Here is a 24,414-nt window from a genome sequence, read left to right as displayed (position 1 = left end):
AACCATAATTTAAGTTTAATAAATAAAGTGCAGTAAGCTTATAAAGTGAATTTGAATATTTGCTGCCGCCCTTTCAACAGGATTGTCTGGCACAATTTGTACGGTAGCGCGAGCACCACTGGTGAGATGTTTTAACGATATTTTTTGTTCATCAAGCTTAATATGGACTCGTTGGCGCTGCGCATCGCGTACCCATCGGTTCGATTTCTCAACGCTTGCAAGAGTGCCGTTGGCAGCGAGTTGACCGTCACTTACACCAGCTTCAAACTCAGCCACTTTCGCTTTAAACACTTTGCCAGGTAGCGCATCAAAAACCACATTAGCTTGAATCCCTTTCTTTACATTAATTAGCGATTTCTCTCGAAAGTCTGCAACCACATCTAACGTGTTATCGACTACCGAGGCAAGCGGCGTACTTTGTTTAGCATAAGTACCCTGAGTTACCTGCATGTTTGCCATGACGCCGTTATGCGGTGCTTTAATTTTTGTATAGGCTAAGTTTAATTCTGCCCGTTTGACCGCATTTACCGCGTCTAAATATTTCAGGTTTTTGTCGCCTTGCTTACCTCTAGCAACAACTTGCTGGTTTAGTTCGGCTTCAAGCGTACTAATTTCAGCTTCGGCGCTTTTAAGCTGAGCGTAGGCTTTATCTACGTTTTGTTGAGATACCACTTTGGTCTGCTTTAGGGAACGCAGCCGTTGAAATTCGTTGTTACGCTCGTCGTAAATTGCGGATGCTGCCTCTAATTTGGCTCTTATCGCTTCTGCTTTGGCATCAATTTGAGCATTTTCTAGTTCAACATTTGCCAAAGCAATCTGCGCCTTCTCAAGCGCAATTAGGTAAGGTGTTTCGTCAATAGTGAACAAAACCTGTCCTTCTTTTACGGTTTGATTATTTTTGACAAGCACCTCATTTATTGGCCCATTTATCTGGGGTGAGATTTGTGTGACCTGATGATAAACCCTCGCCTGTGGCGTCATAGGCATGCGTATATCTGCAATAATGAAGTAGACAAAACAGATGGCGAAACCGACCAAAGACAGTTTTATATACCTAGCAAATTCCTGATCTGGTGTTCGTTGACTCACTTAAATGACTCCAACAATTTTGCTGCATTGGCTTCAATTTTCTGAACACATCTAGCCATAGTGCGTAATTCCTCGTCCGATACTCCTGCGTACACTTCATCTCGAAGTGCCATTAACGTACTTTCGATATCATTCATTCGGCCTTTGCCCATATCTGTGAAATAAAGCAAGCGACTTCGTTTGTCGTTATCATCTGTAACGCGTTTGATTAAACCCGTAGTTTCAAGCTGCTTGATGGTGCGCGTTAAACTAGGCATTTCTATTTCCAAGCTTTCTGCCACCATCTGCTGTGTACAGCCTTCACCAAGTAACGACATATGAATCATTACGCGCCATCTAGACTCTGTAAGGTCGAGGTGTGCGACAGATTCAGTGACAGCTCTTCTGCACTTTTGCGCTGTACGGGCAAAAAGCGCAATAAGATGAAGTGGCATGGGTTCTGAAAATGACATATCGGCATCCTTGATTTTACTTAGCATGCTAACTAGTTTAATTGTTTAGCATGCTAAGTAAATAATATTGAGATGAGGATGATATTTTGTAAGCTGAGCGCTTATTAGGAAAAGCGTAAATGGATAATTATATAAAGCTGTGTTTGTAACAGATATATAGGCTTTAACTAAGTGCTGTTGAGCACTGAGCAAGTACAGGGTGAAGTGGAATATTCATAAAAAATAAAAAAGCCGTTTATTAAGAATAAACGGCTTTTGGCTTAGGTCCAAAGGGAGATTTGGATTTAGAATTTACCTCTAAACGAAGCAAACCAGTTTGTGCTAGTGTCGTAAACTGTTGGATACGTATTACCGTTACCAAGAGCTGGACCTGCGCCAGAGTAAACTGGAGGTTGCTCGCCAAGAAGGTTTAGAACACCTAGCGTGAACTCTAAATTGTCGTTCATGAAATAAGTGGCAGAGATATCAAGATAGTTGATAGCTTTGAATCCAGTCTCAAGTGTATCACCGTCATCATCGTTATCAGTTGTACCAAAGTGTCTCCAAGTCGCAGTAATATCAACGTCTAGGTTGGTATTCCATGTTGCCATAAATCTATGACGATACTCAGGGTTAGGTGCGCCACACGCGTTTCCGAAGAAGCCAGCACACTCAACAGTGTCACCACCAGGGAATGGTACTGTGCTTAGTTCATCTAGTAGCGTAGCTGCGTAGTCGAATCTTACATCACCAAGCTCTGTGTCGAAGTTATAGCCTACCTGAACATCCACACCCGAAGTTTTAAGCGTAGCAATGTTTAGGTTTGTTTGTTGGAAACCAACACCAAATGTGCCTGCTGCAAGTGAACCCGCAGAAGAACGGGTAATTAGGTTACAGAAGGTTGGGTCACCTGAATCAAGACAGTTGTCGAAGATAGTTTGAGCTGGAATACCAGCAGAAATCGCATCTTCTACTTCGATGTCGAAATAATCCACAGTAATCGAAAGACCTTCAATACTTGCTGGCGTAATTACAACACCAAAGGTTACAGTATCTGCAGTCTCAGGAGATAGTTGTGGGTTACCACCTGTTAGAGATTGTGTTTGACCCGAGATAACGTCAAGAATATTGCCGTATTGCGCAGCTGTAACTCCGGTACGCGCACAAGTTTCAAGTGACGCGATTGGGTTGGCGCCGGCACATGGATCGTATAGCTGTTCGCCGCTAGCATCGGTACCTGCTGGGCTTAGGTTAGGTAGACCTGTGTTTTGACCTGTAAATAAGTCAATTACGTTTGGCGCTCGAACAGCGCGCTGGTATTGCGCACGTAGTTTAACGTCATCTACTGGTGTCCACGCTAACTGGTACCCGTAAGCATTCGTGTCAAAGCTGTTTGTCGTGCCGTTACCGTCCGCGTCATAGTCGGAGAAACGATATTGTGCACTTAACACTAACTCTTCAGCTAACTCTGCACCAGAAATAAGAGGTATTTGAACCTCGGTGAAGAATTCACGAACTTCAATTTTACCTGCTACTGCTAGCGTTGCACCGCCTACACCAGTGAAACCACCACCTTGAACTTGGCTAATTTCATCTGGTGACGAAGCAAGTTCGTCTTTACGGTATTCAATACCAAATAACACGCCAATACCATCATCAGCAGTAGGGATCTTAATGCCGTAATCGCCTAAGTTAGCTTGGATATCAGCACCAAATACTTTTTGTGACGTTTCACCGTTTACAATACCAATACCTTGGATGAAGTCTAATTGATCTTGCGTTACAGAGCTTTCACCGCCAGGGCGTTGGAAGATGTTGTAAGGTACACAGCCGCCAGACTGGTCAAGACAGACTACGTTACCATCTTCGTCAGTGGTTGCTAACAGCGCTTGCTGTAGGTTAGCGACGACGAAATCGTTCGTAGCTGAGCTTTGGTCACGAGTTTCTGAGATTTGACCAAATACGTTCCACGCCCAGATATCATCGATGAAACCATTTAGACCACCAACGAAGCGCCATGCGCTGTTCTCAAGACGAGAGTTACGCGAGCCACCTTCAACGTTACGGTGAGATGCTGTGATTCCACTTACGATTACATCGTTTGCAATATCGTCAGCCGAACAACCAAAAATATCAGTGAACGCTAAACCGCTGTTACCTTGGATGAATGGGTTTCCGCAGTTGATGTCGTATGCGCCGATACCAAACGAGGCACTTGGTGCAATCTGAGCATCACTGGTGTTGTTGATGTAGGAAAAGTCAGCGTAGGCTTCTAAATCGTCTGCAAGCTCGTAGTTGCCTTTCGCATAGAAATGATAACGCTCAGAAGGGCGTTGGAAAAAGTTGGTTGCACCAAAGTTATAGGTTTGAGTCGGGCCGCCCGCGTAAGGAATAATATTTCCGTCTTCTTCCTGGAACGCAAAGCCACCAGGGCCACCAAACAAGCGGAAGTTAGCTGAACCTACACAACCAAACCCTTCGAAACTTGCTGAACCGCTGCTTTGGCCCAGTGTACACGCTGAAAAAATTCTATCAGCTTGGACGATCTCTTCGCGATCTTCATATGACGCATAAATGGTTACGTTGCCTTTACCGTCGGCGGAAGATGCGCCAAACATTGTATAGATAAGCGTTTCGTCGCCGTCCATGGTTGAACCAGGGATAGGCTGCTGGGCTGCGTTAAGCACGCCTTCATACAAACCATTATCGTTATCTGCGTAGTTTGTGCTGAACTGACCACCAAATTCAACGCCTTCAAAATCATCGCGAAGAATGAAGTTTGCAACACCACCAACAGCATCAGAGCCGTATACCGCTGATGCACCACCCGTTAGGATGTCTACACGTTCTAACATTTGCGTTGGAACTAGGTCGACGTTAGCTGCGCTGGTTCCCGAAGAACCATATGGGAGACGCTTGCCGTCAATCAATACCAACGTTCTGTTCGCACCTAAACCACGGAGGTTTAGTGTTGCAGTACCCGTTGAACCGTTGGAAACTTCTGATGCTTGTCCCGCGAATACTTGTGGAAGTACGTTAACGAAATCTTCTACACGTAAGTTACCGCGCGCGGCTGCTTCAGCGCCTGATACACTCAATACAGGTGTGGCTGCTGCGACATTGGGGTTTGAAAGTAAACGTGAACCAGTGACTTCAATTTTTTCACCGGTTCTTCCTCTGACTCAACTTCTTCTTGGGCGTAGACACTACCAGAAAATGCCAACGATGCGGCAGCGCCAAAGGCGCAGGCAAGTCTCACCGACTTTGCCAGTTTGTGGTTTTTAAACATTGTAGTCTCCCTAGACTTTAATTTTATTGCTTTAATTATTTTTAGTGTGTTTTTTAGACACTTATTATGTATTGCACAACTTTTGAATATTATCAATAGCATATATGCGTAAAATCTAAGAAGCGGTTCTTTTTAATAAATATTTATTGTTATTTTATTAAAAGTTTAACTTTTCGTTATGCTTTGTGGTTTTTTTGCACAGTTATTTGGTCGAGGCAAGTCGTTGAAATCGAGAATTTTATCGAGTGTGGCGCAGTGGAAAGAGTAATGGCAATTTAATTCTTCATACTCTAGTTTAATTTTTTCGCTGTTTTGCATAACAGCGTCAAAGATAAATTAAGCGCTAATTCAGTGAAAATGACTAACAAATTCGGACAAGTTCTGACAAATGGCGTCAGAAGTCGTAGTGTTCAGAAATTCATTTTGGTAACGTCCCATCTACCTGACTAAAGTAACTTCAGGGTTTTAAAGCATCAGGTAATAGCTTAACTGGCTTTTGGAAGAACTGTTTACAGAGATTATAGTTCCAACAACGATTTCAGCTTTTTGAGGTATCGACGGCTAACGGGTATCGAATCTTCCGTCGCCATTAGAAGCGTAGCAAGGCCATTATCCAAGAGTTTAATTTCCGCAACACATGATAACCTCACTAAGTATTGCCGGTGACATCTTACAAGCGCGGTTCTCTCTTCTAAGGTCTTTAATGTGAGTTGCGTGTCTGCTAGTTGCTCTAAAGTTTTTACGTGTACGCCCGCCACATCACTATATGCAAAATGAATATCTGATTCAGGTAATAGCAAAATGCGCTGGTGGCCCACGCAGGGAATATGTATCAACGTAGGTGAGGCGATTGTGTCGATACCAGTCTGGGGAAAACTTCTCTTTTTCAGCCTTGTAAGTGTTTTATTGAGCCGCTCTGGTTCTACTGGTTTTAGTAAGTAATCAAACGCATTATCCTCAAATGCCTGAAGAGCATACTGCTCAAACGCGGTAACCAATACAACATAAGGCATGGTGTCTATGTCAAGCATAGCTAACATATCTAGCCCCGAGAGCTGAGGCATTTCTATATCTAGAAAAATAACGTCTGGATTGTATTGTTTTATTAAAGCCAACCCTTCTATTGCGTTTGCAGCCTCGGCTAAGACTTGAACCTCATTGGTTTCGTTTAGCAACTGGCAAAGCTCATCTCTGGCGAGAGGTTCGTCATCAATAACAATTGCCCGAAATACTGAATTCTTGGTCATGGTTAGCTCTGATAAGAATGAAGGGTATGTGGGATAGAGAAAGACATGCGGGTGAAGTGGTTAGTCCGACACTCGATTACCAGGCCTGCTTGTTGGCCAAACTGATGAATAAGCCGTTTATCTACAATATCCATTCCTAAACCCGCGTTTTGCTCTTTCTTAGGTTTATATAAGCCAGCATTATCTTCGACAAGAATGTGAATATGGTCGTCTGCTGTACATCGTATATTTAAAGATAGGTGCCCCCCCTCTATGCACTGAGCGATGCCGTGCTTGACCGCATTTTCAACTAATGGCTGTAGCGTAAAACTAGGTAAAAGTGCTGACATTGCTGCTTCGTCGTATTTTACAGTGACTTGCAGACGCTCCGCAAAACGCGCTTTCTCAATCGCCAAATAAGCCTTAACGTGGTCAATCTCTTCTTTGAGGGTAACAATTGCTGTATTTTGCTTGAGGTTTATTCTAAAAAAGCGCGATAAGCTTAGCACGAGCTCTCTGGCCTTTTTGGGGTCGCGGCGGATAATAGCGCTAATGGTATTGAGCGCGTTAAAAAGAAAATGCGGGTTTACCTGTGCATGTAACAGCTTTATCTCTGATTGAGAGAGTAGATCTTTTTGTTGTTGATATTGGCCGTAAACTATCTGACTAGACAGTAATTGAGCGATGCCTTCTGCCATAGATAGCGTAACCGTCGACATAAACTTCCGTTTGGGTTCATAAAGCTTGATGGTACCCACAACTTCAGAACCAGAGTGGAGCGGTATAATTAACACGGAACCCAGCGGACAGTTTTTGTCTAGGGTGCATTGATAAGGAAGCTCAGCGCCGTCTAAATGCACTATCTTGTTATTGTTCAAAGATTCCATGGTACTTGCCGATGAGATGGGCGTATTTGGCAGGTGATGATCCGCTCCCGTTCCGATAAATGCTAAAATTTTTTCTTTATCGGTAATTGCCACTGCGCCTACATTGGTTTCTTCATAAACAATGCGCGCAATTTTTTCTGCGTTTACCGGAGTAAATCCAGACGTAAGTATACCCACTGAGCGGTCTGCGATGGACAGTGCCCTACGTGAAAAAGTAGCAGAGTACTTTTCAAATATTGTTTTCTTGTCAGATAAGATACTGATAAAAAGTGCGGCCCCCACAGTATTTGCAATTATCATAGGTGCGGCAATAGCACTAACCAGTGCGTAAGACTTTTCGAAAGGTTCTGCAACAGTAAGTAGGATACCCATCTGAAATAGCTCTGCGACAAAGGTAACCACGCCCACTTTCCATGGATTAAACAGATCCAAGCTCTTATTCTTTTTGACGTAGTAAACGTGCACTAGGCCACCAATCAAGCCTTCTAGTGTGGTGGAGATAGCGCAGGCAACATCAGTAAAACCTCCCAATGAATAACGATGTAGGCCGCCGGTTAACCCTACGGCAAAGCCAACTATTGGCCCGCCTAGCAACCCACCTATGACAGCGCCAATGGCCCTAGTGTTCGCTATAGCATCGTCTATTTGCAGGCCAAAATAGGTACCCAACACACAAAATGAAGAAAAAACTACGTACACCAAATAGCGGTGCTTGCGGTGGGAGGAAATACTGAGAATAGGAAGGAAAAGCGGTGTTTTACTGAGCATGTACGCCAGTACAAGATACACACACATTTGTTGAAGTAGTGAGAGTATGAGTTCCATGCTTGCCAATATTACCGCCAGTTAAAGGTGAGCCTCATTATAACCCATGTCAGAAGTACAAAATAAATAGCCGCCCTATATAAAGGGCGGCTCATCATATTGTCTGTATTTCGATTATTAAGTTACGCGTCCGCGGGTTGGGTGGGCTTTTCAGTACTTACAGACATAGGTTCAAGTGGGGCTTCGCCTTTCCCTTTAGAAATTCGAATGACATACACTGCGGTAATCAATGATGCAACAAGCCCGATGATTGTCGATACATTCATCGCCATACCGAAACCCAATGTGTCGTTATTTAAAATAAAAGTTACACATACGGCAGTCATAAAGATAGCCGGCACCGTGGTGATCCAATGCAGCTTATTGTGTCTAAGTAAGTACGCAGACGCAGTCCACAACATCATGACGGCAGTTGTCTGATTGGCAAACCCGAAGTAGCGCCAGATAACACCGAAATCGACTTGGGTGAGGATGCCGCCCAGAACAAACAAAGGGGCAGCCATAAATAACCGGTTACGTATACCTTTTTGTTCAACGTTAAAGTACTCAGCCATAATTAGGCGACTTGAACGAAAAGCGGTGTCGCCTGACGTGATAGGCAAAATTACCACACCAAGAAAGGCAAGTATGCCACCCACAACGCCCAACAGTCCGAATGATGAAGCGTAAACAACGTTTCCTGGGCCACCGTCACTGATGGCTGAAGACAGCGCTTCTAAATTGTCGAAGTATGAAAGGGCAATCGCACACCAGATAAGGGCAATCACGCCTTCACCTATCATTGCACCAAAAAACACGAAACGTCCGTTTTTCTCGTTTTCCATGCAGCGGGCCATTAGTGGAGATTGGGTAGCGTGAAACCCGGAAATAGCGCCACAAGCAATAGTAATGAAAAGCGCTGGCCACAGCGGCATATCGTTAGGGTTAAGGTTAGTTAGCATATCGCTTGCTGAAAACTGACTTAAAATTGAGTGCTGGTCAGAATAGCTGGCTGCGGCTAATAAACCTACTGACATGAAGATTAGAAGTGCACCGAAAAACGGATAGAAGCGGCCAATAATCTTATCTACTGGAACTATGGTTGCCAGTATGTAATAGGCGAAAATAATAGCTACCATGGTGCCAACTTCAACCTGCAATGATGTCTGGTCATTGACTAAATTGGTAATCATACCCGCAGGTGCTGAGACAAAAACCACACCCACCAGCAGAAGTAGCACAATAGCGAACAGGTTCATAAAGTGTTTAGCGCCTCGGCCCAAATAACGGCCAGATAAGCTAGGCACTGACTCACCATTGTTGCGAACTGACAGCATGCCAGAGAAGTAGTCGTGAACAGCACCGGCAAAAATGCAGCCTAATACAATCCAAAGCATTGCTGCCGGGCCATATAGCGCCCCCATGATAGGGCCGAAAATAGGGCCTACACCAGCAATGTTGAGTAGCTGTACGAGATACACCTTTGGCGTAGACATAGGAACAAAATCTACACCGTCTTTTTGGCTATGTGCAGGAGTAGGGCGTGCAGGTGTGACGCCAAATACCTTTTCGACAAAGGCGCCATATATAAAGTAGCCAGCAATAAGCGCGGCTACGCAAATCAAAAACAATATCACAGGGCATTGTCCTTATTTTTATAAATAGGGTTTATAAAATGAGTCTGTTGCTTATGTTGTAAACGCTGTGTACAACAATGTTTGAAATAGGTTAACGATATGAAAGTGTGTATGCATGAAAAAAAGCAGTGAGCGGTCGCATAGCAAATTAAGCGGTAGGGAGTATGTAATTTCGCTCTACTGTTACGAGCAGTAAAATGCTAAAATCCGCGCAATTAACTACCAAGCCGTATCAAGCGTTTTGCCGCAATACTAAATTTGCGCGGAAAAGCATTGCTTATCCGTTATAAAACGCGCCTGTAAATAATTGTTTTACAGGGATAATAGATAACGAAGATAAGTATTGATGTCAGATAAAAAGCTTCTTGAAGAGATTAAAAAGCGACGTACGTTCGCAATCATATCGCACCCGGATGCGGGTAAAACCACCATTACTGAAAAAGTACTGTTGTTCGGGCGCGCCCTGCAAACGGCGGGTACTGTAAAGGGGAAAAAGTCAGGTCAGCACGCCAAGTCTGACTGGATGGAAATGGAAAAAGAACGTGGTATCTCGGTAACCACCTCGGTCATGCAGTTTCCTTATAGCGATCACTTGGTAAACCTGCTGGATACCCCGGGGCACGAAGACTTCTCTGAAGATACTTATCGTACGCTAACAGCCGTTGATTCATGCCTTATGGTAATCGATGCGGCGAAAGGTGTAGAAGACAGAACCCGTAAGCTTATGGAAGTTACCCGTTTGCGCGATACGCCAATTGTGACTTTCATGAACAAGCTAGACCGCGATATTCGCGATCCTATGGAACTGCTTGATGAAGTAGAAACCGAGCTTGATATCCTGTGCGCGCCAATCACGTGGCCAATCGGCTGTGGTAAGAGCTTTAAAGGTGTATATCATCTTCACCGCGATGAGACTATTTTGTATCAAAGCGGTCAGGGTCACACTATTCAAGATGTGCGTATCATTAAAGGGTTGGATAACCCAGAGCTTGATACCGCAGTAGGAAGTGACCTAGCTGAAACCTTGCGTGACGAGCTTGAGCTTGTACGCGGTGCATCAAACGAATTCGAGCAAGAGCTTTTCTTGGAAGGCCAGTTAACGCCAGTATTTTTCGGTACAGCATTGGGTAACTTTGGTGTTGACCACATGCTTGACGGATTGGTCGAGTGGGCGCCTGCGCCACTTGGTCGTGAGACCGAAGAAGGGACTATTGAAAGCACTGACGGCAAGTTCAGCGGTTTCGTCTTTAAGATTCAAGCCAATATGGACCCGAAACACCGTGACCGTATCGCGTTTTGTCGCATAGTGTCGGGTAAGTACGAGAAAGGCATGAAAATGCGCAACAGCCGCTTAGGCAAAGATGTGCGTATCTCTGATGCACTGACTTTCTTGGCAGGTGATCGTGCTTTACTAGAAGAAGCTTATGCTGGCGATATCATCGGCTTGCACAACCACGGTACTATCCGAATTGGTGACACTTTTACTTCGGGCGATAACTACCGCTTTACTGGCATTCCAAACTTTGCGCCAGAGCTATTTAAACGTATTCGTTTGAAAGATCCACTTAAGCAAAAACAGCTGCTGAAAGGCCTTATTCAGCTTTCTGAAGAAGGCGCAGTTCAGGTGTTTCGACCCCTTGCAAACAACGATTTGATCGTAGGCGCGGTTGGTGTGCTTCAGTTTGATGTAGTAGTGGCACGACTTAAAGCCGAATACAATGTAGATGCACTTTACGAGCACGTGAACGTTGCAACAGCCCGTTGGGTTTACTCGAATGATGAGAAGAAACTAGACGAGTTCCGCCGTAAAGGTGAGCAGAACCTCGCCCTTGATGGAGGCGACAACCTGACGTACATCGCGCCAACAATGGTGAACCTGCAGCTATCGCAAGAGCGTTACCCAGATATTCAGTTTACGAATACGCGCGAAAATTAAGCTAGAAAAAATTAATTAAAGACAATATACATTATGAACATACATGCACTATTAGTTAACCGTTTCACTGAAGCGCTACAAGAAATGGGCGTAGAAAATGCGCCAGTGCCAGTTTCGCGCAGTGCACGCCCTGAGTTTGGTGAATACCAGTTTAACGGCGCTATGGCCCTTGCCAAGCAGCTTAAGCAAAAGCCTCGAGATATTGCAGAGAAGATTGTTGAGATCGTTAAACTTGACGATATTGCCAGTAAATTAGAAGTGGCTGGTCCTGGCTTTATCAACGTACATTTAAACGACGATTGGCTGTCTAATCAGTGTGAGCTATCGCTAACCGATCCGCGCTTGGGTATTGCAAAGTCAAAAGAACAGAACATTGTTGTTGATTACTCTTCTCCAAACCTAGCCAAAGAGATGCACGTGGGACACCTGCGTACTACCATCATCGGCGACGCTGTGGTTAAAGTACTGGAGTTCTTGGGCCACAACGTTATTCGTCAAAACCACATGGGCGACTGGGGCACTCAGTTCGGTATGTTGCTTGCGCACCTTTCAGACAAGCTTCAAGACGAAGTAGCTGAAACAGCGCTCTCTGATCTTGAAGACTTTTACCGCGAAGCCAAAGTACGCTTTGACGAAGAAGATGGTTTTGCCGACCGCGCCCGTGAATACGTAGTTAAGCTGCAGGGCGGTGACGCTCAGTGTTTGGCGCTGTGGGAAAAGTTCATTGACGTGTCTATCGCTCACTCTGAAGAAGTGTACGACAAACTAAACGTAAGCCTGACCCGCAAAGATATTATGGGTGAGTCAGCTTACAATGAAGATTTAGCCAACGTAATCAGCGACCTCAGAGAAAAAGGTATCGCTGTTGAAGACCAAGGCGCGCAGGTGGTGTTTATTCCAGAGCTTGCTGATAAAGAAGGCAATCCTGCGGTTTATATCGTTCAGAAGTCGGGTGGTGGCTATCTTTACGCAACTACTGACCTAGCGGCCATGCGCTATCGCAGCGGCAAGTTAAATGCTGACCGTACGCTTATTCTTACCGATGCTCGCCAAGCACTGCACTTCAAGCAAACTGAAATTGTAGGCCGCAAAGCAGGCTTTATGAAAGAAGAGCAAACTTACGAACATTGTCCGTTTGGCATGATGCTAGGCAGTGACGGTAAGCCATTTAAAACCCGTACCGGTGGCACGGTTAAATTGGTTGAATTGCTTGATGAAGCGGTTGAGCGAGCGGGCAAACTGATTGCCGAGCGTGACAACGATTTAAGTGAAAACGAGCTTAAAGAAGTTGCACGGAAGGTAGGTATTGGCGCAGTAAAATACGCTGACCTATCTAAAAACCGCACAACTGATTACATGTTCAACTGGGACTCAATGCTAAGTTTTGAAGGTAACACTGCGCCTTACCTTCAATATGCGTATACCCGTGTGAAAAGCTTGTTTAGAAAAGCGGGTGTTGATATGGCAACTATGCCGGTAGATATCAATATAGTTGAGAAACAAGAGCATGCGCTAGCAGTGTTATTGATGCAGTTTGAAGAAGTGATTGGCATGGTATCTCGTGAAGCGACACCTCACGTATTGTGTACGTACCTGTACGATGTGGCTTCAGCATTCATGACATTCTACGAAGCTTGCCCAATGTTAAAAGACGGCATTGAGCCAACTGTACGTGATAGCCGTCTAGCGTTGTCAGCTTTGGTTGCCAATACGCTAGAGAAAGGATTAACTCTACTTGGCATCGAAACACTAGAAAAAATGTAGTGTTCGCGGTACAACATAGGTAGTGATATTGAAAAGGCTGACATTGATTGTCAGCCTTTTTTTATGCTTAACGCTAACTACCAAGAGAGCTAGCTTGTCGGTCTCACTAATTGATTTGGTATTTCAAATAAAACCGATAGGCCAACACATCTTTATAAATAAGAAGACTAAATTATCTATTCAAATTAAGGACAGGAAACCCAAATGACTAAGATCCTTGCATTTGCAGGCAGTACCCGTAAAGGTTCGTTTAACCAAGCTATTGTTAACGTCGCTGCTGAAGGCGCCCGTGAAGCTGGCGCAGAGGTTACCGTTATTGACCTAGCCGACTATCAAATGCCAATATTTAATGAAGACGAAGAGGCTGAATTTGGCATGCCTGAAAAAGCGCAGGCGTTCAAAGAATTGCTAATGAGTCATGATGGTTTTCTTATAGCATCACCAGAATACAATTCTAGCTACCCAGCACTGCTGAAAAACGCTATCGATTGGGCATCACGTATGGGAGAAGGCGAAAAGCCACTGCAAGCGTATCGCGGTAAAGTGGCCGGTATTATGGCCGCGTCGGCCGGCGGGCTGGGTGGTATGCGTGTGCTGGTGGTACTGAGAATGCTGCTTGAAAACTTAGGTACTATGGTCCTGCCAAACCAAAAAGCTATCGCGAAGGTCAGTACGCTTATGGAAGATGGCGTAATTACCGATGAAAAAACGATTAAGCAGCTCAAGAATTTGGGTAAAGAAACCGCTGAGTTGGCTGGTAAACTGTCTTAGACGTGAGCGACCTTGCTAGAGCAACCCCAAGGGGGCTCTAGCTTACCAGTCAATCGGACAATTTATACATTCGTCCATGAAAGTGCCCTGAAATGTTGCGTAGTGGATGCGCGTGCCTGTTAGGTTCGCTCGATACAAACTTGCATCGTTCAGTTTTGCTTCCTGAATATTGGCGTTAATGAGTGAAGCACCTTCAAAGTTTGCTTTGTTCATCCAAACTCGCTCTAGGCGCGCGGCACGTAAGTTGGTGTTTACCATTGTCGCACCTGATAAACGCCCTTGGTCTAGGTTGGCACCTGAAAAGTTGGAGTTGGTGAAATCAACCCCTTGACCGAAAAGCGCCCAGCCATCTACACCTTCTAAGTTAGCGTTGCGAACTTTTGAACTGCGTAAATCTGCATGTTTTAAGTTGGCGGTAGCTAAATCAGCGTGGTCTAGGTTACTTTTCTTAAACGTCGAGTAGCTTAAGTTGGCGTGCCTTAAATTGGTTTTGTTGAACTTAACGTTTGTGAATACTGCCCCGTGCAAATTTGCATGGCTCAAATCAGCACCGCTCAAGTCTGTATTGCTACATACTGTTTTTGGTTTTATTTCACATCCGTTGATAATCTTCACATCATCTTCGAAATCGGGAATGGCACTGGCAGTTGCTGAATATAGGGCGACTAATAATAATACTGGGAGTTGTTTGGTTTTTTGAAAACGTAAGCGCATGAGAGCTCCTTAATGCCGAGAGGCTTTTTCACTGCCTCTCGGTTTGGTTTGCAAATTTAAAGCTATTGTTTAGCTACATTTTGCTTCTTATTGTGATTAGGAAGTTTAAATACCCAAAACGAACCACCTTGCGCTACAGGTTTAGTGAGTTCAGCCATATCTCCACCCCATAGAGGTACTGCACCACCATACCCTGACGCTAAACCAATGTACTGCTCACCATCCTCTTCCCAGGTTATAGGGCATGAAATGATGCCCGAGCCCGTTTGGAACTTCCAAAGTTCTTCACCGGTTTCCTCATCGAAAGCTTTGACATAGCCATCGCCCGTTCCGGTAATAATGAGTCCGCCTTTCGTCGCCAGTACCCCAGCCCACATAGGAAGTTTCTCTTTGTGTGTCCATTTAATTTCACCTGAAATGGGGTCTACGGCACGAAGTACGCCCACGTGGTCGTCATACATGCGCTTAATTCTAAAACCCTGTCCTAGGTAAGCTGCACCTTTCTTATAGGTCACTTCTTCCGTCCAGTAGTCTTCTTTCCAGTGGTTTGCGCCCATATAGAACCAGCCGGTATTCTGGCTGTAGGCCATCGGGTTCCAGTTCTTCCCGCCCAAGAATGGAGGCGATACCTCTATTGACTTTCCTCGTTTTTCACCCGGCTCAGGCAGTGGCGGGCGCTGTCCGTCTACTTCAACTGGGCGACCCGTGTCATGGTCTATGTGTGTGGCCCACGTAATGTTATCTACAAAGGGAAAGCCTCTGATGAATTCACCGTTTTGTCTGTTAACTACATAGAAAAAGCCATTTCTGTCTGCATGAGCCGTCGCTTTTACGAGCTTTCCATTATCGTAATAGTCAAATAGAACAAGTTCATTGTTGCCAGAGAAATCCCATGCGTCGTTAGGTGTATGTTGATAGAACCATTTAACCTCACCAGTGGTTGCATCTACACCTACTTGTCCGGAAGTATAGAGGTTATCCCAATCTCGCGGATCGCCGCCTTTGGCGGTGCGTTTCCATGTATTCCAAGGAGCGGGGTTACCTGCACCAATGATGATGGTGTTAGTTTCAACATCGAAACTTGCACTCTGCCATGGTGCTCCACCACCGTGGTGCCAAGCCTCAACCATTTCGCCATTTTCATCTTTCGGCCATGTTGTCACTTCGTATGAACCGCCAGTAGGTGTGCTGTCTTTTCCATTTAATCTGCCCATGTGCCCTTCAACAAATGGACGCATCCAAATCTCTTCACCGGTTTCAGGATCGCGTGCAAATAGTTTTCCTACAACACCAAACTCATCACCTGATGAACCGTGAATAAGCATGACTTTTCCTGACTTTTGGTCTTTAACAATCGTAGGTGCCCCCGTCATGGTGTAGCCTGCACGATAGTCTTCAAAGCGCTTCTTCCATTTTACTTTTCCCGTTAGCCGGTCAAGGGCAACAACGCCAGCATCCAGCGTACCGAAAAAGACTAAGTCACCATAAATTGCTGCGCCGCGATTTACCACGTCACAACAAGGTCGAATACCTTCTGGAAGGCGGTGGGCGTAGTCCCACAACTTCTTACCTGTTTTTGCTTCATAGGCGTAGATACGGGAGTAGCTACCGGTTACATAGACAATACCGTCGTACACTATTGCCTGGGATTCTTGACCCCGTTGCTTTTCATCACCAAAACTCATCACCCAAGCCGGAGATAGCATGTGTACATTTTCTTTGTTGATTTGATCTAGTCCGCTGTAACGCTGAGCTTCTGGACCCATACCATACATCAGCACGTTCTCAGGCGTCTTGGCATCATTTTCAATGTCTGCCCATGTCACGCCATCGTCCGCATATAAATGTGAACTCGTACCTAAACCAATAATTACGCTTAAGGCCAATGAAGCCTTTGAATAGAACTTAGCCATAGTTTTATTTCCACTGTTACCTTGATGTTGTGTTAACAGTATGTAACTAAGTAGAGGCTCTTATAAACGGAATTCGTCCTCCAAAACACGGGAAAATTTCCCTTAGTTTGAAGTGTAATGAAAACGCTAATATATTGATTTGCATGAGGTATCTTTATCATGAGACAAAGTCAGTACCAAAGGGGTATAAAAAAGATACGAAAGTACAGGGAAGATTTCCCGACTTTATTTAGTGGGTCTTGTTTAGCTGGCGATTTTGATATATCCCTGCTTGATGGCAAGGTGAACAAACTCGGCATTTGTTTGTAGCTCAAGTTTTCGCTTGAGCTGGGTGATAACGTTTGAAACCGTTTTTTCGGAAATATTGAGGCTTTCTGCAACCTGTTTTCGACAGAGGCCGTTCGCTATTCCAAGGAATATATCTAACTCTCTTTGTGTCAGATCTGTTAAGTTGCTTCCGGAATGTGACAGGTTGAATGTGGCGAGTTCAATTGCAGTATTGTGTTCCAAATAACGCCGGCCTTTAATGATAGATGTCACCGCGCTTATCAGCACATCAGGTTCACTTTGTTTGCTAACATAGCCCATTGCCCCTAGCTTCATAGCTCTATCGATGATGGAAATATCATCGAACATGCTGAACATAAGTACTTTTGCGTGCTCCCAGCGCTGAATAATGTATTCCGCTAGCGTAAGTCCGCTGGTGGCTCCTAAATTAATGTCTAAAATAATGAGGTCGAAGTGGTTGGTACGAAGTGCATTTGTGGCTTGCTGCGCATTTTTTGCATTGGTGACGACAGCGCCTTCGAGTACCGAAGATAACAGCGTAGAAAAGCCTTCTCTCACTATTGCGTGATCATCAACAAGTAAAATTTCCATAGCTGCGCTTTATTCATATCACCATAGAATGAGCATGCCACGGTTGGGGTGTGAGACGAATAGCACTTTAGTGCCCATTCATCTCACACTTTAGTAGGATAAAAGTTAATTCAAACCGCGCTGTGTTTCCAAGTAGCTGGCAAAGCTGCCAAGCCAATGGCTTCCCATGTAGTGCATATCACCAAACACCGCGTTTAATCCTGCTTCACGATGTGCTTTTAGCGTTTTCTCCAATACAGGTAAGCGTGCGTCATCGTCTGGTAAAGCGCTCATAATGCCTTCAATCATCCACGCACGACTGATATTCAGTCCGTCTAGGTGGGCAAGCTTACCGTCTGTTTTGTCTGTCACGGTCGCAGGCGCTAGCCAATTTGATGTTTTAGCGGTTAGGTCTGGAAAAAATGCTGAAAGCCATTGGCTGTAGTCTTCTTTAGCCATTACTCGGCGCATTAGGTCAGCTTCGGCCAAACACGGAGATAGGAAATCCTGCCCTGAGGGTTCGTAGGCTAGGGGGCATTGCTTATCAGCCTGGTAATACTCTTTTACTCTAGATGTAAGCAGGGCTTCAAAGTCCTCGTTATCTGCTACCTTCGCCCAGTCTAACATTAGTCCGAAAGCAAAGGCGGTTTGGCTGTGTTCACCCGTTCGAATAGGGTAAGCCAATTTAGGTAACCATGCGCTTACTCTTGCCACAATTTCTTCCTCAAGTGGCAGTAGCGTGTTTAGCCACACCTTTGCTTGTGGCATTGACGATTGACGTAGTTCCGCGGTTAATTGTAGAAACCAAGCAAGGCCATAGGGGCGCTCAAATGACGCATTGTTTTCGCGCTTAAGGCTGGCAAGTTCGCCTTGAATGTTCTCTGTCGTAAAGCTGATATTTAGCTTTTCAATGATCTCATCTTTATTCACTGCGTCTTGCGCAGTATTAAGCATTCTTACTAAAAGCCAATGGCCATGCACCGACGAATGCCAGTCTAAACAACCATAAAAGGCCGGGTAGAGTTTATTAGGTGCTTTAACGTCGTCGGCACTATTCATCATGTGTTTTACAACATTGGGATACTCTTGATGGATGCAGTGAAGTGCAAGATTGGCAAAAACGCTTTCGTAGTTGTTGTTAGAAGTACCTGTGGAGTAACTTGCATCTGTCTTAGTATTGCTGGTGCTAACGCCTTCAGCTGTCGGTATGCTAGTAGCGAAGGCGTTGGGGGTAGCGATTATGGCAGTTAATGCAACACTGCTGCGAATAATGTTCTTTATTTTCATCTTTATTTTCATCATGGCTTCGTGAGCTTTTTTATTACAAATCTATCGCTAATGTATAGTGAACCATGATTTGAATAAAGTGCTGCGCGACATATAGCGTGCCAGCACTTTAAGTAGCAGCTTAAAATGTAAACCGAGCTGCCTTAGTTTTAATTCAGCTTTCAATACTTTCTAGTTTGTCAGTAAACACACTTGTACAACCAATATTGTTTAGTACCCACTGAGCGTTGTAATAGGTGTCGCCATACCTTTCTCCGCTGTCGCACATAAGCGTAACTATTGAACCCGCTTCACCCTGTTGATTCATACGTTTGGCAACACTTAATGCGCCCCATAAGTTGGTACCGGTAGAAGGGCCGGCTTTTATTCCCATGGTATTGTTTAACCAATGCATAGTAGCAATACTGGCCGCGTCGGGGACCGCAATCATGTCGTCTATAACGTCGTGCTGAAAAGAGGCTTCCACTTTGGGGCGTCCAATGCCCTCTATGCGGCTTCCACGGGTAGCCGTAAGTGTATGATCCTTACTCTTGAAGCTATCAAAAAACACACTGAATTCTGGGTCTACTACAACGAGTTTTGAAGTGAGGCCTTTGTATCGTATGTAGCGGCCTATGGTTGCTGATGTTCCGCCTGTACCTGCACTCATAACCACGGTGTGTGGTACAGGGTGGGGTTCGGCTTTCATCTGCTCAAAAATACTTTCAGCAATATTATTATTGCCGCGCCAGTCTGTAGCGCGCTCAGCGTAAAGGAACTGGTCCATAAAGTAGCCGTTAAGTTCTTTCGCTACCTTAGTGGCTTCGCTGTGCATTTGTGTAGGGCAATCCACAAAGTGACATTGACCACCGTAGCGTTCAATAAGCGCTATTTTACTCTGGGCGGTAGACTTAGGCATGACGGCAACGAACGGCACACCAATCATTTTTGCAAAGTAAGCTTCAGACACGGCAGTGCTGCCTGATGATGCCTCTACCACAGTCGTTCCCTCTACAATTTTTCCATTACACAGGGCATACAGAAAAAGGGAGCGAGCCAAACGGTGTTTCAAGCTGCCCGTGGGGTGAGTGCTTTCATCTTTTAGATAGATGTCGATACCTTGAAATGCTATTTGCTCAAGCTTTATCAGATGGGTGTCTGCAGAGCGCTGATAATCTGCATTGATGGTATTAATCGCTTTTGAAACCCAGCTTTTCATAACACTTCTCTCTTTCTATTAAATTCTTGGCCATTGCTTAAAAATGCGTGCAGCAGTTAAAGTCAGGGAGAGTTTTACTCACTAGACTTCAGGAAAAGAATATCAGTGCATTATGAGTAATAGATTCTATTATTCCACTTTGTGGTAGTTTTTGTGCAATATAATTTTGTTGAATGCTTTAATTGTGCGGTTATTTTTTAAAATGTTGATAGCACAAGAATTGGAAAGATTAAAACTAACCCAAGATTGTAACGACAAGGGCAAAAAAATAGCCGCAAGTGAGGTAACTTTAGGTAAGGTTCATTGCTCCTAACGCTTAACAGACCCTGGCTATTCTTCAGTACAAAATAGTTTAGAATCCTCATGCATATTGGTATCGTTAGCAAACGACTTTATTTAAAGGTAACAACATGAAAATTAGGGCGCTTTTCTTTGTAACAGCTCTTTTACCCGCAATGTGCGTATCCACTTTGGCTTATTCAAAAGATCAGCAAATGCTTAAAGTCGCTACGTTTAACGTAAGTATGGAAGCCACTAACTATAAATCGTTGGATATGCCGCCAAGCAATAAAGTTCTTCAACACGTTCTATCTACAGGTGAGCACCCTCAAGTCAAAAATATTGCTGAGATCATTCAACGTGTGAACCCTGATATTTTATTACTCAATGAGTTTGATTACATTGCAGATAAACGCAAAGGGGTAGAGGCTTTTATAGAAAACTACCTGAATGTTTCTCAGCGTGGCCTAAAGCCAGTGGATTACCCCTACACCTACGTAGCGCCAGTAAACACGGGCGAGCCTACCACCTTCGACTTAGACAATAATGGTAAGGCAGAAGGTTTTGGTGGCGATGCCTATGGGTTTGGATTATATCCTGGACAATACGGTATGGCGCTACTGTCAAAATACCCAATTGATGTTGAGGGTATTCGTACTTTCCAGACGTTTAAATGGCATCACATGCCTCACCCACAGGTCCCCATTATTCCCGATGAGAGTGGAAGTACTGATAATGGCGAGCCTTGGTATGATGTGGAAGAGTGGGCCGCACTAAGGCTAAGCTCCAAGTCTCACTGGGATGTGCCGGTGAAAGTGGGCGGTAAGACCGTTCACATACTTGCAATGCATCCAACGCCACCTAATTTTGATGGAAAAGAGGACAGAAACGGTAAGCGCAACTTTGATGAAATAAGGTTGATGGCAGATTACCTTTCTCCTGACAAAGGCGCATATATCTATGATGACACGGGCGAAAAAGTTAGCCTAGGAAACAATACGCGCTTTGTACTTGTAGGCGATTTTAATGCTGCTGATATCGGGGACAAACACAGAGAAGGTGTAATTGAGCAATTAACCGAACACCCACTAGTTAATAACGAAACAATTCCAACAAGCGCTGGTGGTGCGGGCGCATCTGGCGCTAAATACAGTAATCGCTTTACCGCTTATTGGGGGGCCAGGGCTGACTATGTTCTACCATCTCGATATGGGTTCGATGTACATGATGCTGGCGTTTTTTGGCCAGCTAAAACAAGTGACCTGTATCGATTAGTTAAAGACCGTGCTGCCAGCTCAGATCATAGGTTAGTTTGGGTGAGCTTGTCGGTAGAACAAGATAAATAAAAACCACAATTTTTGTGTTAGTTAATAGATAGAGGTATCATTACATCGTCTAACTAATAATGTACCGAGAAGCCATTGAAGTTTGTGTCTCTCACTTTTGTGATGTGTTTGCTGTGGGTTATACCCATCAATGGCTTTTCGGCAGAGTCTTCTCAGCTCATGCCACTCAACCGGTATTTCCCTCAATCGTGGGGAACGAAAGACGGGCTTCCTCACAATAGTATTCACGCATTAGCACAAACGTCCAATGGGTATCTATGGGCGGGTACTTGGGAAGGTGTTGCTCGGTTTAATGGTCAGCAATTCACTGTATTTACCCGCGGCGCGCAAACAGGATTACCAGACTCTGGCATTCGAAGCTTGTATTATAACGAGCCCCGCGACGAGCTACTCGTGGCTGGAAACCGAGGCGGTATAACGTCGCTTATTGAAGAGCATTGGCATGCTCAAGCGCCCTTGTCTTCAATGGTTAATCATGCATTCAGAGACAGTAATGACGTGCTGTGGTTTGCGTTGGAAGACTCGGGGGTTGTAATGAGAATGCCTGACGGCACTCAAAAAGAATACATTGTAAATTCGAGTGCCTACCGCATAATCGAAGACGGATTTGGAGTAATTTGGTTTGCAACAAACCAAGGGTTGTTCAAATACATAAACAATAAATTTCAGCTAGCTTTACCTGACCATAACATACTCTCTGGTCCATCATTCACACTCGCTCTTGATAGCAATAAGCGTGTTTTAGTTGGCACAGAACACGGTGTTTGGCAGCGAAGAAACGGTACTTTCGCGCTACTTCACACCTCATTTGCCGACAAATCTATAAGTAGTATTTTGCTTGATCATCAAAATAGCATTTGGGTAGGCACCATTAATCATGGCCTTTATCGTCTAAGTGATTTAGGCCTAGAAAAACTGGATACCACAGTAGGTCGTCCCAATAACCGCGTTTTTTCACTGCTTGAAGATTTGGAAAAAAATATCTGGATTGGCACTAATGGTGGTTTGTTTAGGCTGCGTCGTGCGCTATTTACCACATTCTCGCAAAGCCAAGGTATGAGTGGAGACTTTTTGCGAACTGTTTTGCAAACGTCTGATGGCAAAATTCTATCAGGTGGAAGTGCTGGGTTAGATATATTTTTCAATGATGCGTTTTCCAGTACATCGCTCACTACGGGTGAAGCTTTTTCTGTACTCAGTTTGGCAGCGGTAACTGAAGAGGTAACGTTAGTTGGTACCTACACAAAAGGTGTTCTGCGATATGAAAATGACCAACTTACCCCTTACCTTAATAGACATCTAGGGTTACCGAGTAATGAAGTAAGGGCCATTCTTTTAGCGAGTGACCACAGTGTTTGGTATGCTACGGCGCAAGGTGTAGTTAAACAAACGCCAGATGGAAAGCTAATCCATTTTAATGAACAAAATGGTCTACCTGCCCATTTTTCAATGGGCTTGGCAGAAGATCGCGAAGGACGAATCTGGATTGCTACAGGGATAGGGCTCGCCTATATCCAACAGGGGATTGTGCACACAGTTCCGTTTCCTGAACATTCAGATGCGCAGCACGCGTTCAGTTTTAGCGTTGTTGAAAAGGGAACTTGGATTACAACCGATCGTGGCCTTGCGTATTTTGACAATGATACCCAGGCACTTAGTGTAATCGAAAAGTCGCAGGGACTTCCCGTAGATAAACTGTTTTCAATTGGTATAGATCATAATAGCGGTGTATGGCTAAGTTCAAACCAAGGAGTCATTTTCACTTCACTATCAAATCTTGAGGAGTGTCTGATATATCCAAGTGCAATATTGGAATTTGAGCATTTTAAGGAAGAAAATGGTCTAGCGAGTATTCAAATCAATGGTGGTTCACAGCCATCTCAGTTTGTCGATGTAGACGGAAATATCTGGCTTCCTACTGCGAAAGGGCTTGCCACAGTAACGCCTGCAAACCTTGCCATGTTAAGTGAATTCCCTATTCCGGTAAGCATAGAGGCGGTACTACTAGACGGAGCTGACCAGCAATTTGATACGTCTGAGAGGGAAGTAGATGTAACGCCGTTAACCACGCGAGTTGCGTTTCAGTATGCAGGGTTGGGTTTCGCTATGCCTTCGCGTATAGAATATCAGGCTATGTTAGTAGGATATGACCAGCATTGGGTTAACCGTCATCAATTTAGAATGACTGAATACACTAATTTAGCACCTGGTCGTTATCAGTTTAAAGTACGTGCCCGTTACATTGGTGGTCCTTGGCAAGAGGTTACGTCACCATTTTCTATTCGTGTGCTACCCAGCATTTATCAGACATTTGCTTTTAAATTCTCGGTATTTCTCTTCTTCTGTTTTGTCATCTATGCGCTTTATAAAATACGTTTTCATCATTTGAAAAAATCAGAAATGATTTTAAAACAAAGGGTCGATGAACAAACCAGATCATTAGAATTACAAACCAAGCGGTTCGAGTTCCAAGCAACTCACGATGATCTAACGGGGATTGCAAATAGACGAGCATTCGACCGCTGGCTTGTACGATATTTTGAGGAGGCTAAAGCGAAACAAACTTCTCTATGTCTCGCCGTTATCGATATCGACCATTTTAAACAGGTGAATGATCAGTACTCTCATTTAGTGGGAGATAAAGTCATTACTGAGGTGGCCCGTATATTAAATCGCGAAGTTCCGCATTACGCTAAATGTGCAAGGTGGGGCGGCGAAGAGTTTACTGTGTTGTTACCCGAGTATGACTTGGTAAATGCAAGGGTTGCTATGGATCATGTTCGAAAAATCGTGGCTGCACATGATTTCAGTTTTATAGCGCAAACGCTGAAGGTCACAATCAGCATTGGTGTAGCGAGTGCAGATGGCGCAAAAGATCACGGCAGAATGTTAACCCATGCGGACCAAGCACTTTACACTGCAAAAGAAAATGGCCGCAACCAAGTGACCATTTTCGAATAAACAATATGCGAGGTAGTTGTTAAT

Annotated in this window: 17 protein-coding genes; 5 read left to right on the top strand and 12 right to left on the bottom strand. The window is 44.5% G+C overall.

Going from position 1 to position 24,414, the window contains the following annotated elements; genetic code table 11:
* Window positions 1-15 precede the first annotated feature (15 nt).
* The 7 genes from ACXACS_RS16150 to ACXACS_RS16120 form a co-directional block, all read right to left on the bottom strand.
* Window positions 16-1,089 (bottom strand): HlyD family secretion protein, encoded by a 1,074-nt coding sequence (locus ACXACS_RS16150; protein WP_474808081.1) that lies wholly within the window; start codon window positions 1,087-1,089, stop codon window positions 16-18.
* Window positions 1,086-1,541, bottom strand: a complete 456-nt coding sequence (locus ACXACS_RS16145; protein ID WP_474808080.1) for a MarR family winged helix-turn-helix transcriptional regulator — start codon at window positions 1,539-1,541, stop codon at window positions 1,086-1,088. The genes ACXACS_RS16150 and ACXACS_RS16145 overlap by 4 nt, the downstream gene beginning before the upstream one ends.
* Before the next feature lie 284 nt (window positions 1,542-1,825).
* The gene (locus ACXACS_RS16140; RefSeq protein WP_474808078.1) at window positions 1,826-4,618 is read right to left on the bottom strand and encodes a TonB-dependent receptor plug domain-containing protein; all 2,793 of its coding nucleotides are present in this window, start codon (window positions 4,616-4,618) and stop codon (window positions 1,826-1,828) included.
* Window positions 4,615-4,809 (bottom strand): hypothetical protein, encoded by a 195-nt coding sequence (locus ACXACS_RS16135; RefSeq protein WP_474808076.1) that lies wholly within the window; start codon window positions 4,807-4,809, stop codon window positions 4,615-4,617. Before ACXACS_RS16135 ends, ACXACS_RS16140 begins: the two co-directional genes overlap by 4 nt.
* 518 nt (window positions 4,810-5,327) lie before the next feature.
* Window positions 5,328-6,056 (bottom strand): two-component system response regulator BtsR, encoded by a 729-nt coding sequence (btsR, locus tag ACXACS_RS16130; RefSeq protein ID WP_474808074.1) that lies wholly within the window; start codon window positions 6,054-6,056, stop codon window positions 5,328-5,330.
* Window positions 6,057-6,058: 2 nt separating this feature from the next.
* Entirely contained in the window at window positions 6,059-7,747 is a 1,689-nt protein-coding gene (locus ACXACS_RS16125; RefSeq protein ID WP_474808072.1) for a LytS/YhcK type 5TM receptor domain-containing protein, read from the bottom strand.
* A gap of 122 nt (window positions 7,748-7,869) precedes the next feature.
* A complete protein-coding gene (locus tag ACXACS_RS16120; protein ID WP_474808071.1) occupies window positions 7,870-9,363 on the bottom strand; it encodes a carbon starvation CstA family protein in 1,494 nt (497 codons plus the stop codon).
* Window positions 9,364-9,709: 346 nt separating this feature from the next.
* Here ACXACS_RS16120 and prfC point away from each other — a divergent pair, with 346 nt between their 5' ends.
* The 3 genes from prfC (at window position 9,710) to ACXACS_RS16105 (ending at window position 13,834) form a co-directional block, all read left to right on the top strand.
* Window positions 9,710-11,299 carry a peptide chain release factor 3 gene (gene prfC / locus ACXACS_RS16115; protein ID WP_461851326.1) on the top strand — a complete coding sequence of 530 codons (1,590 nt, stop codon included), beginning with the start codon at window positions 9,710-9,712 and terminating at the stop codon, window positions 11,297-11,299.
* Window positions 11,300-11,332: 33 nt separating this feature from the next.
* Window positions 11,333-13,063 (top strand): arginine--tRNA ligase, encoded by a 1,731-nt coding sequence (gene argS, locus ACXACS_RS16110; protein ID WP_474808068.1) that lies wholly within the window; start codon window positions 11,333-11,335, stop codon window positions 13,061-13,063.
* 204 nt (window positions 13,064-13,267) lie between these two features.
* The gene (locus ACXACS_RS16105; RefSeq protein ID WP_474808067.1) at window positions 13,268-13,834 is read left to right on the top strand and encodes an NADPH-dependent FMN reductase; all 567 of its coding nucleotides are present in this window, start codon (window positions 13,268-13,270) and stop codon (window positions 13,832-13,834) included.
* Between the two features lie 42 nt (window positions 13,835-13,876).
* On the opposite strand, the gene ACXACS_RS16100 is transcribed toward ACXACS_RS16105, so the two are convergent.
* The 5 genes from ACXACS_RS16100 to ACXACS_RS16080 all read right to left on the bottom strand — a co-directional run bounded on the left by ACXACS_RS16100 (window position 13,877) and on the right by ACXACS_RS16080 (window position 19,804).
* Window positions 13,877-14,548 (bottom strand): pentapeptide repeat-containing protein, encoded by a 672-nt coding sequence (locus ACXACS_RS16100; protein ID WP_474808065.1) that lies wholly within the window; start codon window positions 14,546-14,548, stop codon window positions 13,877-13,879.
* A 62-nt stretch (window positions 14,549-14,610) separates the two neighbouring features.
* A complete protein-coding gene (locus ACXACS_RS16095; protein WP_474808063.1) occupies window positions 14,611-16,461 on the bottom strand; it encodes a methanol/ethanol family PQQ-dependent dehydrogenase in 1,851 nt (616 codons plus the stop codon).
* A gap of 243 nt (window positions 16,462-16,704) precedes the next feature.
* On the bottom strand, window positions 16,705-17,340 hold the full coding sequence (locus ACXACS_RS16090) for a response regulator transcription factor (protein ID WP_474808061.1): 636 nt from the start codon (window positions 17,338-17,340) through the stop codon (window positions 16,705-16,707).
* A 105-nt stretch (window positions 17,341-17,445) separates the two neighbouring features.
* Window positions 17,446-18,606: a DUF2891 domain-containing protein gene (locus tag ACXACS_RS16085; RefSeq protein WP_474808059.1), complete on the bottom strand. Its 1,161-nt coding sequence runs from the start codon at window positions 18,604-18,606 to the stop codon at window positions 17,446-17,448.
* Window positions 18,607-18,760: 154 nt separating this feature from the next.
* The gene (locus ACXACS_RS16080) at window positions 18,761-19,804 is read right to left on the bottom strand and encodes a PLP-dependent cysteine synthase family protein (protein WP_474808057.1); all 1,044 of its coding nucleotides are present in this window, start codon (window positions 19,802-19,804) and stop codon (window positions 18,761-18,763) included.
* Window positions 19,805-20,214: 410 nt separating this feature from the next.
* Between ACXACS_RS16080 and ACXACS_RS16075 the strand changes: the two genes are divergently transcribed.
* The gene (locus ACXACS_RS16075) at window positions 20,215-21,429 is read left to right on the top strand and encodes an endonuclease/exonuclease/phosphatase family protein (RefSeq protein ID WP_474808055.1); all 1,215 of its coding nucleotides are present in this window, start codon (window positions 20,215-20,217) and stop codon (window positions 21,427-21,429) included.
* Between the two features lie 102 nt (window positions 21,430-21,531).
* Window positions 21,532-24,390 carry a ligand-binding sensor domain-containing diguanylate cyclase gene (locus ACXACS_RS16070; protein WP_474809311.1) on the top strand — a complete coding sequence of 953 codons (2,859 nt, stop codon included), beginning with the start codon at window positions 21,532-21,534 and terminating at the stop codon, window positions 24,388-24,390.
* The last annotated feature ends 24 nt before the right edge of the window (window positions 24,391-24,414 follow it).

The sequence above is a fragment of the Alteromonas sp. AWM4_230 genome (assembly GCF_056158305.1).
This window is presented reverse-complemented; position numbering and strand designations above follow the sequence as displayed.